Origin of the sequence: Paraburkholderia ginsengiterrae, assembly GCF_001645125.1 — a bacterium.
GTDB classification, from domain to species: domain Bacteria; phylum Pseudomonadota; class Gammaproteobacteria; order Burkholderiales; family Burkholderiaceae; genus Paraburkholderia; species Paraburkholderia ginsengiterrae.
The window spans coordinates 40,019-53,645 of record NZ_LXKA01000382.1 but is presented as its reverse complement, the minus strand read 5'-3'; the positions used below and the strand labels follow the sequence as shown (position 1 = coordinate 53,645).

The window sequence follows — 13,627 nt, the reverse complement described above, 5'->3', positions numbered from 1 at the left end:
TGGCTCACGCAACGAACGACAACCGAACGCGCCGCCGAATCGGCTGGTGCCACAGAGCCGACCATGCCTTTGCGTGCTGAAACACGACGCTTTTCGGATGTATTTCTCCATTCGCAAGCCGTCGCGAACTGGTCACAGCGTTACGATCAGATCAGTCCAGGCTCGGCGAGCACCACGCTGCGCCAAATCTCGGGCCAACGCTTTCACGTCTTTCATGAGCAGATCAATCAACGTGTCCTGCAACAGGGCCGTGCGCCGCACAATCATCTGTGCTTCGCCTTGCCCGTCGTTCGCGCAGTCGCCCCGATCGTCCAAGGCCGCGCCGTCAATTTACCGAGCCTTCTGACGCTGCGAAGCGGCGAGGAGTTCGTCGTCCATTTGCCCGGTGATACGGACGTCATCGCGTTCACGATCGACCGCGCATTGACACTGGAACCCGAGCATGCGGCACTTTCCGAACTGCCGGAGCGAACGCTGGCGCAGCCGGTGTTGCCGGTGTCGCTGCTGCGGTACGAAGCGGCCGTCGACAACCTGCAAGACGTGCTGCGCACGGCCTTGGACAGCGAATCGCTCGTGAACCGGGGTGCGTTCAACGAGAAGGTGCTGACTGACAGCGTCGTCGGCATCGTGCTCGGTTTAGTGCGAACCGGTGATGAGGGAACCCCTACGCTGCCTCACATGTCGACCCAAAGCTACATCGTCCGCAAAAGCCAGGAAATAGCGCTCGACAGCAACGACGATCTCTTGACTGTGCTCGACCTGTGCCGTCATTTGAAGATCAGCCGCCGAACGCTGCAGTACAGTTTTCAGAACATCGCGGGCACGACGCCGACCGCTTATCTCCGATCGATCCGATTGAATGCGGTTCGCCGGTTCCTGATGACGAGCCCCCCCACCTTCCGTATCGGCGACGTGGCGGCGCAGTTCGGGTTCTGTCACTTCGGGCGCTTTTCGTCCTACTACCACCAACATTTCCACGAACTGCCGTCGCAGACGCTGCGCGCGTAAGGCCGCGCAGCACGTCGGCAAAGGTGCTCCAGGGTAAGCCCTAGCGTACGTCGAAGAGATAGATTGCCGATAGCGGACAAATCGAAGAACGCTCGCGCCGTAGAGTAGCCCTGCTCCCGCCGGAACCGGCGAACCGCTTCAGGCGGGAGTCAAAGCGCGCCCCCGCACGACGGCAAAGCCACACGATTCGTTATCGAATATTGGCGGCTCACATCGAATGCGGGCTACCCGTCAGGCATGCCGCGATCGATCACACGTGAACGACCCGGTCTCAAGGATCATCCATGAACCAGATTTCCAGTCAGCCCAGCGAGGGGCTTAGCAAGAACGCTGTCGGACTGCCTCAGATCGTCTTTTTCGTCGTCGCCGCCGCCGCGCCGCTTACTGCCATGGTAGGTGCAACACCGGCGGCGTTTTCATTGGGGAACGGTGCCGGCGTGCCTGGGGCCTTCGTGCTGGCCGGCGTGATGTACCTGCTCTTCAGCCTCGGCTACGCCGCCATGAGCCGCCATATCTCCAATGCAGGAGCGTTCTACGCCTACATCGCCAATGGGCTCGGCGCTCCGCTCGGCGTGGGGGGGGCGTTCATCGCGATCGTTGCTTACAACGCCGTGCAGATCGCCATCTACAGCATGTTCGGCTTCTTTCTCAACAACGGCATCCAGCAGCACTACGGGGTCGACATCCCATGGTGGGGATTCGCGCTCGCGTGCATTGCCATCGTCCACTTCTGCGGCGCACGTCACATCGAGTTCAGCGGCCGGCTTCTCGGGATGCTGATGATCTGCGAGATTGCAATCGTGATGCTGCTCGACCTCGCGATCGTGACGAAGGGAGGCGGCGCCGGCGGGTTCACCGCTAGGCCTTTCAGTCCTGCCGCCATATTCAGTCCTGGATTGGGTATCGCACTCGTGTTCGTCCTCGGTTCCTACATGGGTTTCGAGGCAACGGCCATCTTCTCCGAAGAAGCACGCGATCCCAAAGTCACCATTCCACGCGCCACCTACGTGGCCGTGATACTCATCATGGCGTTCTATGCGTTCTCCGCATGGGCGATTGTCGAGGCTTGGGGCGAGAATCAAATCGTTGCGCAAGCAACGAAGGATCCGGCAAACCTTTGGTTCGCAATGAGCGACCGGTACCTCGGCAAGGTCGCCACCGATGCGATGAACATCCTGCTTGTGACGAGCCTTTTCGCAGCGATTCTTTCGTTCCATAACACCATCACGCGTTATTTCTATGCAATGGGCCGGGAAGGCGTGCTGTGGAGCAAGCTCGGCCATACTTGCCCCGTTTATCGCTGCCCCGACGTTGCCGGCAAGCTGCAAACGCTTATCGCGCTCGTGACGGTAGCCGGCTCCGCCTTGCTGCACCTAGATCCTTTCGCGATTGTCTTTTCGTGGATGAGCGCCCTCGCGACGATCGGCATCATTGCCGTGCAGATTCTCGTAGCGGCATCGGTCATCGTGTTTTTCGCGCGGGATCATCGCGACGCCGGCATCGTTCATCGGCTGATCGCCCCGGCCATCAGCGTGATTGCGCTCAGCGCATGCCTCGTGCTCGTCGTTCGCAACCTGTCCGTTTTGAGCGGTTCTGATTCAAAGCTCGTCTCACTGTTTCCTTATCTCCTGCTCGCAATCGGCATTTCGGGCGTTTGGGCTGCATTGCGGTTGAGAAGAAAAGATCCCGGGCTTTACCGCTGTCTGGGACGAGCCGTTCAATAGGCGCGCTCGCTATCGATCGTTGGGTACGTTGCCGTTCCAAATCCAATCTCCATGGCCTATGTCTCTCGAAACTACGACCATGCTGTTGTACGCCGTTGCGGCGATACGCGTTGAGCCCGCCGGCGAAGCCGGTTGGTTCAACCGGTGCGCCGATGCTCATGCCGCGATCGTTTCAATATCCGAGGATGTGCTTGACATCGTCTTGCGGCTCCCGCAGGTCTGGGACGTCGTTGACAACGCTCGGTTGCATGGCCTTCACGACGATTTAGACGTCATGGAAGGCGACGAGCGCTTCTCGAATGGCTTCGATGGCAGCGTGTTTGCGATTGTGGGTTGCGAGGGCCGAAATCGTTTCGCCGCCCTGATGCAGGTGAATGCCGCTGAATCGGCATTTTGCGCGCCGCGCCTCTTCACGCACGGCGCGGCTTTCGAGAGTTGTCTGATTTGACCGAAACCGGCATGTTGCCGGTAAACGAAACCTCACTGCTGCGATGAATCTCGTTATCGTTTCTCAGGCTTCGATCTCGAACGCACCTAGCGCGTGACGCAGCAAGTCGACATGTTGGACTCGACAAGTAGCTTGTGCGCGTCGAGTAGCGAGGCCTCGGTCTGCTGGCCGACGCCTAAAAGCCTCGCGTAGCCGCCAAGCGCAAGGCGCACTTTCAGCGGCTTCTCCGAACTGGCCTTGAGCGTGGCAATGCGGTGCGCGCTTTGCCCGATGTCGAGCAAAGCGCGCAAACTTCTACGCCGGCTGCTCCAGCCTACTCGGGTTTTACGAAGCCATCCTTCGAAAGAAGGATCGCGCTACCGGAACCCGAAACGACGAGTCCGGTCAGCGCCGCCCTGTCAGGCCGCTGCCGCGCCGTGAATCGTTCGTCCGTGCTCGTGCCACTGATGATGAAGCCGTCCAACCCGACACCCTTTACCTGGTCGCCTGATGCGACGAGATCCGTGATCGACCCCGTCGAGGCGGAATCGATTGCATCCCAGGTGTCGCCGCCGTCGCGGCTGCGATATAGATGGCCGAGTAAGCCGCCGACGAAGATCGTGCCGTCAGCGCTTGCAGTGCCCGTCCATAAGCTGCCTTTATTGCCCGTCTGCCGGTACTCCCAGGTTGCGCCGCCGTCGCGCGAGCGCAGCAGCATGCCTTGCTCCGCCGCAATAAACAGTGTGCCGGAAGGACCCGCGAAGATGTGGAAGAGATTGCGATCTGCCTTGCCTCCGCCCGGCGGGTGCGGCAGCTTCGATACCTTCCATACGTGGCCGCCGTCCTCGGTGACAAGCAGCAGGGACCACAGCCCAACCGCCCAACCGTGCCGGGCATCTGTGAAGTAAACGGAAAACAGAGGCTGATCGATCGATGTATCCGATCGTTGGAGCGTCCAGGTTTCGCCGCCATCGCCGGTGGACAGTATCACGCCCCATTGCCCCACCGCCCACCCGTGATCCGCGTCCGTGAAATAGACCGCGGTCAGCGTCGACGATGCCGGCACCTGTTTCGCCTGCCGGTAGCTGCGCCCGCCATCGTCAGAAAGCAGCACAATGCCATGCTCCCCAACTGCAACGATACGGCCGCCGGCACGCGCTGCATCGAGCAGCATTGCGTGTGTCGGATCGGCCCGCGCATGCGCGGCTTCGATCTTGAGAGGGCTCGGCGCATCGCCGGCCGTTTGACCCGCGGCGATCGTGCAGAAGCAGGCAATCGCCGCACCCGCAAGAAGATTCCTGATCATAAATAAAACCTCAAATGTCGAAACTAAGCAGTCAGTGGGTAAGCAGGCCGGGCGCGCGCACGGGCTTACGGCGCGGAAACCAACGCTCCAGCACAACGGCAATCGCAGGCAGTGCCGTCATCGCCATCACGAGATTCACAATGAACATGAAGGCAAGCAGCTTCCCCATGTCAGCCTGGAACTTGAGGGCCGAGAAGCTCCACGTTGCGACACCGATCGCGAGCGTGATGGCAGTAAAGATCGTGGCCACACCCACCTCGAGCATCGCATGCTCAACCGCCTTGACGATTGTCTGGCCGCCCGCCATGTGCAATTGCAACCGGTTGTAGATGTAAAACGCGTAGTCCACACCGATCCCGACCGCAAGCACCATGACGGGCAGTGTCGCGACGGTCAGGCCGATCTGCAGCTCCTTCATGAACCAGTAACCGATAAAGGTCGCCACTGTCAGCGGCGCGCAGCAGGCGATCATCGCGCGCACGTCGCGATAGGCAAGGAATACGAGAATCAGGATCGCTGCGTACACGTAAAGCATCATGGGCAACTCGCTCTGCGCGACTTCATCGTTGATCGCGGCAAGGACGCCCGCGTTGCCCGCGGCAAGCCGAATCGACAAATCGCGGTGCGGATGGGCCGCACGATACTGCTTCACATCACCGAGAATCCGGTTGAGTGTCGCCGCCTTGTGATCGGTCAGGAACAGGTGAACCGCCGTCATGCTGCAGTCCTTGTTCATATAGCCTTTCACCCGTCCGATCTCGGCCGACAGCCCGCCGTAGTTGCCGGAATCGATCGGTATCACGTTCATCTTCGGGTTGCCCTCGTTATAGCCTTCGTTATACGTGCGCAGCATCCCGGGGTAAGACTGAACCGAGACCACACCCGGTTCGCTTCGCATCGTGGACGCAAACTCCTCCTCGGCCACACCGACAGCCGGGTTGTCGCAAGCGGCTCCCTTCGACTCGAACACGATGGTCAGCCAGTCGAGCCCCACGTCGTAGTTCTTCGCGATCGATACGGCATCCTGGTTGAAGCGGGCATCGACGCGCAATTCCGGCGCTCCGGGCTGCAGCGTGCCGATTACGCGATCTCCGCTTTGCCATACGGCCGCCGCAAAAATCACCGCGGTAATCGCGACAACGACATAGGCGTTTCTGGGCTCAGCCACTCGTGCGAGACCGCGCAGCCAGACCGATCGACGTTCCCGCTTTGCAAGGGCACGGTCGGCATAGGCCTTGGTGAAATGGAAGCATGATGCGGCAACGGGCAGCATCACCAGGTTCGTGACGATCTTGTACGCCACGCCGAGCGAAGCAGTAATCGCGAGTTCTCGCACCATTGGAATAGGAATCGAGAGCAGCGTGATGAACGACACGAACGCGGTGATCAGCGCGAGCGTGCCGGGCACCAGCAGTCCGCTGAAGCTCCGGCGCGCGGCTTCCAACGAGCTGTAACCGTGGGAGAGTTCGCGAACGATATGGTTGACTTGCTGCACGCCATGCGACACGCCGATCGCGAATACGAGGAACGGCACGAGCACGGCCAGCGGATCGAGCCCGAAACCCAGCAGCTTCAGCGTGCCGAACTGCCAGACAAGCGAGGTCAGCGAGCATGCGATCGGCAGCACGGTGAAGCGGACGGAATGGCTGTACCAATACACCGCGAGCGCCGTCAGTAAAAGCGCAATGCCGCAGAAGCCCAGCACGGCCGTGGCGCCGTCGGCGATATCGCCGATCTGCTTGGCAAAGCCGATAATCTGAATCTCATAGCCCGCATCTTCGAACGGCTTGCGAATCTGCTCTTCGAGCAAGCGGTTGAACGCGACATAGTCGAGGACCTTTCCCGAACTGTCGCGTTCGTTGAGCTCGGCAGTGATCATCGCACTGTCTTCGCGATGCGAAACGAGCGTGCCGATATAGCTGCCGTCGATCGCGGACTTTCGGATCTGCGCAACGATGGCTGGTGTCAACTGCGTCGGCGTGATCGTGCCGTCAATCACGGGGCTCGCCCGGAAACCGTCTTCGGTAATCTCGTTGACGAAGGCGTTCGGTGTCCACAGCGACTGGACACCTCCGCGGTCGACGTTCGGCAGGAAGATGACCGCTTGCGTCACCTGATAAAGCCGGGTGAGTCCCTGCGGCGTCCAGATGTTGCCGTTCCGAGCCCGCACGACTACCGTGATGCGATTCGCGCCAAACAAATCGTTCCGATACTTTTTGAACGTCTTGATGTACTCGTGCCCGATCGGCATCTGCTTCTCAAAGCCGGCCTCCATGCGCAACTGCACGGCGAATACCGCCATCACGGCTGTAAAGATACCGATCGCCGCCAGCACGATCGCACGATGGCCGAAGAAAAATTTCTCGAGGCGGAGGACGAAGCGAGTTAGCACGGAATCTATCCTTCAAAAGTTTCGGCGCGCGCTCCCGCGCGCCGTTGCCGCCATCACAACATCAGAAGTTGCGTGTAGCGAACAGCCCAACGAAATTGCGATCGGCGTACGGCTGCCCAACGCCACCATGGCCGCCGAAGAAGGCCGTGTAGTTGATTCCGGCTTGCCACGTGGCTGGGTTCTGGTTGAACAACACGTATACGTTTATCGACTTCGCACCTTGCAGATAGTTGGCCGTAAACGTCGGGGTGTAGCCGTACAGCGCATCCGTGAACGTCACCCCCGGCGTGACCTGCCAGCCGGGAATCAGACTGCCGTCATAGGTCCAGTTGAAATCGACTGTCGCGCCCACCGAACTCGATGTACCCGCCGCCGCGGTGATCGGATAGCCCAGGCTCGACCCATTGTTGAGCCACGTGAAGTAACCCGCCGCCGGTGCCTGCTGCACGCCGTGGCCGTCGATCGTGCGCGCGACCCCACTGGAGCTCAGCCCCGGGTAGTAGATCCAGGTCAACTCCGCAGTGAGCACCGCCTGGTCGGCACGAATGAGCTTCAGGAACGGATACTCGCTCTGAGTAAGACTGAGCTGGCCGTTGATGTCGTACTGAAACTTCTTCATGTCCATCCACTGCGGGCAATTGATGCCGGAGACGCCGTTCGTGTTCAGATCGAGCGGGCCATTCGCGCCGAAGCAGCTCGAGAGCGCAACGGCATCGTGCGGACGGTACGAAAGTTCGGTTCCGATTGCCCAATCGCCAAGACCAAAGTTGGCGCTGACACCAAAGAGCTGGCGATTTTCAAGGTATGAAAACTGGCTCGTGCCATTGGATAGCCCGGAGAGAACCGGTGACTTGTCCGTATAGTTTTCGTAGTAGAAACCGAAATTGACGTCGATCGTTTTGGGTTTGTAGTTGAGCCTGACGCCGTATTGCGGCTTGTATCCCGACGGCAAGACCGTGTTCACCTGGAATCCTACGGAGTTGTAAGGCGGCCCGGCATACTGCCCGCTGAGCAGCCCCGTGTTGATCGACGACAGTGTCGCGGAGTTGCCGCTGTTGGGACCAGCAATGGTGCCGGCATCCACACCGTTCACATTCGCGTTGACCGAACTGCCCGTCCCCGCGACGGCGCCTCGCCCGAAGCTGTTTCCAACCGACCAGTAAGTGCCGACGGGAGGATAGCGATTGCTGTTCCACTGGAACTGGTAATAGGCTTCGGTACTGAAACCATGCGACAAGCCGGTGGCAAAGCTCAGCATAGGCGCAGGCAATAGCGCCTGCTTCAGCTGCGTTCCGGGAATGAGAAGCTTCTGGATATCGAGCGAGTTCGTTTGGTTGATGCCGCCAGAAGCGAAATAGCTCTCACCCCAGTTGACGACTTGATTGCCAAGGCGCACGTGGGCCTGCTGCCCATTGAGCGCAAAGTCCTTTTCAGCCCATAGATCGAGCAGCTGCACCGGGTATTCCACCTGCGCCAGGGTGCTGCTCGAGAGCGGCGTTCGCGCGGTGTTGCCGACCAGAAAGTCGTACATCGCGGTACCCCGTACCATGAACTTGTAGCCTTCGTTCGGCATCGTCAGCAGCAGCTCGCTCGTTGCGCTGACATAGGAACTGAACGGCTGCCCCTTTCGATAGTTCAGGTCTCCGTTGTCGCTGGAGCCCCATTGATTGACGTTAGCCGCGCTGCCGCAGCCATATGCGTTCGGGTCGCCAGTGAGCGAACAGCTAGGGCTCTTTGTACGAATGCCGGCGCCCGCCGTGAGATTCGAGACCCACGAGCCGGACAAATCGCCGAGTCCCGTCGTAAAGTCGTAACCATACGAATAAACCGGGATAGTGCCCAGCCCCATCAGCGCAACGGACACCGATGCGCGAAACGCTTTTGTTTTCACGAAATTTCCCCTAGTCGTCGCGGCCTTTCGATCGCCGTGGATCGTCAGGCCGGCATCGCGTATTAGCGCTCGCTGATGGCGCCGAGATTCTCAGGCGTGTAGTAGTCGGACCGGAACATAGGAGAGCTGGACGAATCGAGATACTGAACGTCCTGCCCACCACCCACGACGTTTTGATCGGTCACATAGCGGCTGGTGACCAGGTTGTACTGAGAAAACGGCTCTACGTCGCACGTGCCGCCGAGTTCCCAAATCGGAATGGGATAGCTTTCCTTAGTTTTCCAAAGCTTTCCTTGGGCGTCGTAATCCTCGCCCGCAAGCGCGAGATACGTATCCTCGTCGAGATATAAAACTTTCTTCTGCGAGATGTGCCGCATGTTCGGCTTGAGCGCCGCTTCAACCACATAAACGCGGTGCAGTTCATAGCGGCGCGCCGACGGGTCGATCTGGTCAGTCTTGAAGACGTCACCGATGCTCTTGTTGAAGTCGTACATCGCGAAGTCGTTGTACGCCACGTAGATTTCCTTCTTTCCTACGATCTTCCAGTCGAAGCGATCGATACTGCCGTTGAAGAGCCAGGGCTCATCCACGGTGTACTGGCTTTCGAAACCGATCTGGGGCGCATCGTAGTTGTAGGACGGCATGCGGCGCACGCGCCGTTGTCCCGGAAAGTAGTAGTAAACGGGGCTGTCGTTGCTCGAAAAATTGTCGGTCTGCACGAGCGCCTGCCCTGCGAGTGCTGCCGGCGTGTCGTAGCCGACATAGATCGAATACAACCCCTCGTCAGCTCCCAGCGAATTCGCACCTTTCTTTCCCCAAGGCGTGTACACCAGTTGGCGGCCAGTCACTGCGATCCATTCGGAACCACCGGGACGCGGAGAAACCATCGTGTTGACCTTGGCCCATTTGATACCGACGCCGCGGTAGCGAGACAGATAGTTCCAAATCGCCTCCTGCCCTGTCTTCGCCGCCGGGAACGGAATACCCGGGAGCGTTGCGCTCACCAGATGGTCGCCACTTGCGTCCAGCTTCGCCGTGCCGGCGTTCTTTTTGGTGTTTTCCTGAACCCACTCGGGATAGCCGCAGTCGCGATGCGTGGGATACACGTCCATCCGGTAGTCCTTGATCTGCTTGAACATCGCAATCTGGCCTGGCGTCAGATTCGCCGCGTACTTATCGACGTTGGCCGCAGTGATGGAAAACAGCGGCTTTTCCGACTTGTACGGCGAATAGTCGCCTCTGACTTTGCCTGGCGACCAACCTGCGGGCGCCGACTGTGGGCTCGAATACGCAGGAATGCGGCCGTCTGAGCTTCCCGCCTTTTCCGCGCCGCTGACTGTCAGGTTTCCCTGCGACTGTGCCCAAGCCATCGAGATCGCCAAAGAACATGCGACGACAAGACCAGCCTTCAGATGCAACTGCATGAGAGATCTCCCGTAACCAAGAACGTAACGGCGATCGGATGGAAGCGACCGCCTCTTACCTACCGGCATCGGGATCGAGTGCGGAAGGCGCAGCCTTGCCCTGATGCGTTGCGCTCATTATTCCCAGAATAAAAGATTCGTCAACATGCAATATGCGATACGTGCCGTATGTAAGCACTGTAATCCCTCATTTTGGTATTTATGAAAATTCGACGACGATGAAAGATGCAACCGGGCGGTGAGCCGTTTGCGTCGGGCGTTAGAGGAAATGACGCGCTCTCGGAAGCTCTTCGCGGCGGGGCCAAAGTGGCTCGACGATGCAGCTCTCGGCGTGAAAAAAGTCGGGTATTCCCTATTCAGATGCTCAAGCAGCGATTGCCAAAAGCGGACAAGCCAGAGCACGTCGTCGACTTAAAGTAGCTCCGAACATGAGGCTGCACCCTTCGGCAATCGCGATGACCCATCACGTGTATCGAGGTGTGCGAACCGACCTGACACCCCACTTTGAGGATCAAGAAGGCGATGATGGAACTCGAAAACCTAATCGGCGGCCGGCATTGCAAGGCTGCGTCTGCCAGCTTTTGCGACAAGCTCGCCCCGGCGACCGGCGAGCGCTTGGCCAGGGTCCCTGCGTCAAACCACGAGGACGTCGATCGCGCGGTGAAAGCCGCACACGCGGCCTTGCACGACGATCAGTGGGCCAATGCCGGCGGAGCAGCTCGGGCGCGCTGGCTGCATCGCCTTGCCGATCTGATCGAGCGAGATAGCGACACGTTTCAAAGGCTGCTCGCCGAAGAACAAGGACGGCCGCCGATCGAAATGCGAATGATGGACGTGCCGATGAGCGTCGACGTACTTCGCTACTTCGCAGGCTGGGCGGACAAGCTGGAGGGCCGCACGATCCCCACCGACGGGTTCATGGGCCGGCGCACGCTGAACTACACGAAGCGCATGCCGGTAGGCGTGGCGGCGCAAATCATTCCTTGGAACGCGCCGCTCATGATCGCCGTATGGAAGCTGGCGCCCGCGCTAGCGGCCGGCTGCACCGTTGTCATCAAACCCTCGGAAGACGCTCCCATTGCAGTGGCCCGGCTCGGCGAGCTTGCCCGCGAAGCGGGCATTCCAGATGGCGTAGTCAACATCGTCCACGGTATCGGCGCGCATGTAGGTCCTGCGCTAGTCGCGCATCCTCTGGTCAGCAAGGTCAGCTTCACCGGCAGTACTGAAGTAGGGCGTTCGATCGCAATTGAAGCAGCCAAAACCTTCAAGCGCGTCACCCTCGAGCTTGGCGGCAAAGCGGCTCAGATCGTTTTTGCCGATGCCGATATAGAACAACTCATTCCCGTCTTGACGCTTGGGATGTTCGTCAATCAAGGCCAGACGTGCGCCGCGGGATCGAGGGTGCTCGTGCATCGCTCGCTCGCGCAAGCCGTGGAAACGCGGCTCGCCGATGCAGCGCGCAGCATGCGCGTTGGCCCGCCATCGGACCCGTCGTCGCAGATGGGGGCGCTGATCAATGAACGTCATCTCGCTCGCGTGCGCGCACATGTCCAAGGCGCCATCGCGGAAGGCGCGATCAGGCTGGCAGGCGACGAAGCGGTACCTGAGCATGGGTATTTCATGAGGCCGACCGTGCTTGGCGGCGTGCATCCCAGCATGCGAATCGCAAGCGAGGAGGTGTTCGGGCCGGTCGGGATGGTCATTCCTTTCGACACCGAAGAGGAGGCGATCGACATCGCCAACGATACGCCGTATGGCTTGTCCGCTTCGCTGTGGACGCAAAACCTCGCCACAGCCCACCGCGTTGCCGACTGTCTCGATGTAGGCGCCGTGGCAATCAATTGCTGGAGCCCTCTCGATGCGCGCCTGCCGTGGGGAGGAGTCAAGCACAGCGGCATTGGACGCGATCTGTCCCGGGCCGCGCTCGAATCCTACCTTGAGGAGAAAGTCGTCACCGCGGCACTGTGACACGCAATATCCGTCAGCGCCCCACACCTAAGCATTGGTTTTGTGCAGTTCCTTACAAGCACTTCTTGAGTGATACATCATGGACTATCAACAGCGTCAAAAGCGTTTCTGGCACCCGATGAGCTCGGCGGCCGCAGGCCACTCGACCCCAACCGTCGTCATTGCCAGAGGGGACGGAAACTACGTGTTCGACGTCGAAGGCAACCGCATGCTCGACGGGGTCGGCGGATTGTGGAACGTCAATGTCGGCCACAACAGGCCGGAAGTGAAAGCCGCGATCGCGCGTCAGATGGATGAGCTTTCTTACTATCAAACGTTCGACGGCGTTGCGCATCCGCGCGTGTATGACCTCGCCGATCGGCTCTGCGCGATGTTCGAGCAAGAGGACATGCAGCGCGTGATGTTTGGCAGCGGTGGGTCCGACGCGTGCGAAACCGCGCTGAAAATGGCTCGCCAATATTGGGTTGCCGCAGGCGAGCCCTCGCGAACGAAATTCCTCTCGCTGCGTAATGGCTACCACGGCGTACATATGGGCGGAACGTCGGTCGGAGGCAATGGTGTCTATCACTACAACCACGGTCCCCTGTTGCCGGGTTGCGTTCTGCTCGATACGCCGTGGCTCTATCGCAACCCTTGGGGTTGTGAGGACGCGGAGGAGCTCGTCGCGCATTGCATCCGACAGTTGGAAGAAACGATCGCATTTCATGGCCCCCAAACCATTGCCGCATTCATCGCAGAGCCGGTGCAGGGTGCGGGCGGCCTGATCGTACCGCCGGCCACTTATTGGCGCCGCGTCCGGGAAGTGTGCGATCGAAGCGGCATCCTGCTGATCGCCGACGAGGTGGTCACTGGCTTCGGCCGCACCGGCAACATGCTCGGAAGTCGAGGTTGGGGCGTGGCACCAGACATTCTTTGCCTGGCTAAAGGAATCTCCGCAGGCTACGTGCCGCTGGGCGCAACGATGTACAACGGGCGTATCGCGCAAGCCATCGAAACCGGAAGCGGCTTCTCGCATATGGTGATGCATGGCTATACGTACAGCGGACACCCGCTCGCCTGTGCCGCGTCTCTCGCGGTGCTAGACATTGTGGAATCCGAGAATCTGCCTGCGAATGCCGGCAGCGTCGGCCAGCATTTGCTCGAGCAGTTGCTTCCGCTGAAACGCGAATTCGAGACTGTGGGGGATGTACGCGGCAAAGGCCTCATGCTGGCCCTCGATCTCGTGACCGACAAGGCGAGCCGAACACCCCTCAATCCGATGGAGGGCTTCGCGGCGCGCGTCGCCGATGCCGCACGCAAGCGCGGCGTTCTGGTGCGAGCCATCGCCAATAAGGTTGTCATGTCCCCCCCGCTAACGCTGACGTTGGACGAGGCGGCCCTGATAGCGCGCGCGTTGCACGAAGCGCTGCGTGAGTGCTGTTGACAGCGCTTTTTGCCTTAGGTACACACGAGCGTCGGAGCGAGTGCTCGTGTGCTACCTGCGGAGC

10 protein-coding genes are annotated in these 13,627 nt (G+C 59.9%); 5 read left to right on the top strand and 5 right to left on the bottom strand.

Annotation, left to right across the window (positions count from 1 at the left end; all coding sequences use genetic code 11):
• The first annotated feature begins 63 nt into the window (after positions 1 to 63).
• The 3 genes from A6V37_RS36500 (at position 64) to A6V37_RS36490 (ending at position 3,180) form a co-directional block, all read left to right on the top strand.
• Positions 64 to 1,008, top strand: coding sequence for a helix-turn-helix domain-containing protein (locus tag A6V37_RS36500; protein ID WP_064265089.1), 945 nt, complete (start codon positions 64 to 66; stop codon positions 1,006 to 1,008).
• 284 nt (positions 1,009 to 1,292) lie between these two features.
• Complete coding sequence (locus A6V37_RS36495) at positions 1,293 to 2,732, top strand: APC family permease (RefSeq protein ID WP_064265088.1); 1,440 nt, start codon at positions 1,293 to 1,295, stop codon at positions 2,730 to 2,732.
• A 79-nt stretch (positions 2,733 to 2,811) separates the two neighbouring features.
• Complete coding sequence (locus A6V37_RS36490; protein ID WP_064265087.1) at positions 2,812 to 3,180, top strand: hypothetical protein; 369 nt, start codon at positions 2,812 to 2,814, stop codon at positions 3,178 to 3,180.
• A gap of 86 nt (positions 3,181 to 3,266) precedes the next feature.
• Here the strand turns inward: A6V37_RS36490 and A6V37_RS36485 are convergent, their stop codons facing one another.
• From A6V37_RS36485 to A6V37_RS36465, 5 genes are all read right to left on the bottom strand, one after another.
• Positions 3,267 to 3,470 (bottom strand): hypothetical protein, encoded by a 204-nt coding sequence (locus A6V37_RS36485; protein WP_131799784.1) that lies wholly within the window; start codon positions 3,468 to 3,470, stop codon positions 3,267 to 3,269.
• A 23-nt stretch (positions 3,471 to 3,493) separates the two neighbouring features.
• On the bottom strand, positions 3,494 to 4,465 hold the full coding sequence (locus tag A6V37_RS36480) for a WD40/YVTN/BNR-like repeat-containing protein (RefSeq protein ID WP_064286886.1): 972 nt from the start codon (positions 4,463 to 4,465) through the stop codon (positions 3,494 to 3,496).
• A 31-nt stretch (positions 4,466 to 4,496) separates the two neighbouring features.
• Positions 4,497 to 6,857: an efflux RND transporter permease subunit gene (locus A6V37_RS36475; RefSeq protein ID WP_064265084.1), complete on the bottom strand. Its 2,361-nt coding sequence runs from the start codon at positions 6,855 to 6,857 to the stop codon at positions 4,497 to 4,499.
• A 61-nt stretch (positions 6,858 to 6,918) separates the two neighbouring features.
• Positions 6,919 to 8,748 (bottom strand): DUF1302 domain-containing protein, encoded by a 1,830-nt coding sequence (locus A6V37_RS36470; RefSeq protein WP_341271993.1) that lies wholly within the window; start codon positions 8,746 to 8,748, stop codon positions 6,919 to 6,921.
• Between the two features lie 62 nt (positions 8,749 to 8,810).
• Positions 8,811 to 10,172, bottom strand: coding sequence for a DUF1329 domain-containing protein (locus A6V37_RS36465; RefSeq protein WP_064265083.1), 1,362 nt, complete (start codon positions 10,170 to 10,172; stop codon positions 8,811 to 8,813).
• A gap of 522 nt (positions 10,173 to 10,694) precedes the next feature.
• On the opposite strand from A6V37_RS36465, the gene A6V37_RS36460 reads away from it, so the two are divergent.
• Positions 10,695 to 12,140 carry an aldehyde dehydrogenase family protein gene (locus A6V37_RS36460; protein ID WP_064265243.1) on the top strand — a complete coding sequence of 482 codons (1,446 nt, stop codon included), beginning with the start codon at positions 10,695 to 10,697 and terminating at the stop codon, positions 12,138 to 12,140.
• A 79-nt stretch (positions 12,141 to 12,219) separates the two neighbouring features.
• The gene (locus A6V37_RS36455) at positions 12,220 to 13,563 is read left to right on the top strand and encodes an aspartate aminotransferase family protein (protein WP_064265082.1); all 1,344 of its coding nucleotides are present in this window, start codon (positions 12,220 to 12,222) and stop codon (positions 13,561 to 13,563) included.
• Positions 13,564 to 13,627 lie beyond the last annotated feature (64 nt).

Excerpts from the sequence above, each read along its gene's own strand:
- A6V37_RS36480 (WP_064286886.1), bottom strand. The coding sequence starts at position 4,465 with ATGATCAGGAATCTTCTTGCGGGTGCGGCGATTGCCTGCTTCTGCACG.
- A6V37_RS36490 (WP_064265087.1), top strand. The coding sequence starts at position 2,812 with ATGCTGTTGTACGCCGTTGCGGCGATACGCGTTGAGCCCGCCGGCGAA.
- A6V37_RS36460 (WP_064265243.1), top strand. The coding sequence starts at position 10,695 with ATGATGGAACTCGAAAACCTAATCGGCGGCCGGCATTGCAAGGCTGCG.
- A6V37_RS36495 (WP_064265088.1), top strand. The coding sequence starts at position 1,293 with ATGAACCAGATTTCCAGTCAGCCCAGCGAGGGGCTTAGCAAGAACGCT.
- A6V37_RS36500 (WP_064265089.1), top strand. The coding sequence starts at position 64 with ATGCCTTTGCGTGCTGAAACACGACGCTTTTCGGATGTATTTCTCCAT.
- A6V37_RS36455 (WP_064265082.1), top strand. The coding sequence starts at position 12,220 with ATGGACTATCAACAGCGTCAAAAGCGTTTCTGGCACCCGATGAGCTCG.
- A6V37_RS36465 (WP_064265083.1), bottom strand. The coding sequence starts at position 10,172 with ATGCAGTTGCATCTGAAGGCTGGTCTTGTCGTCGCATGTTCTTTGGCG.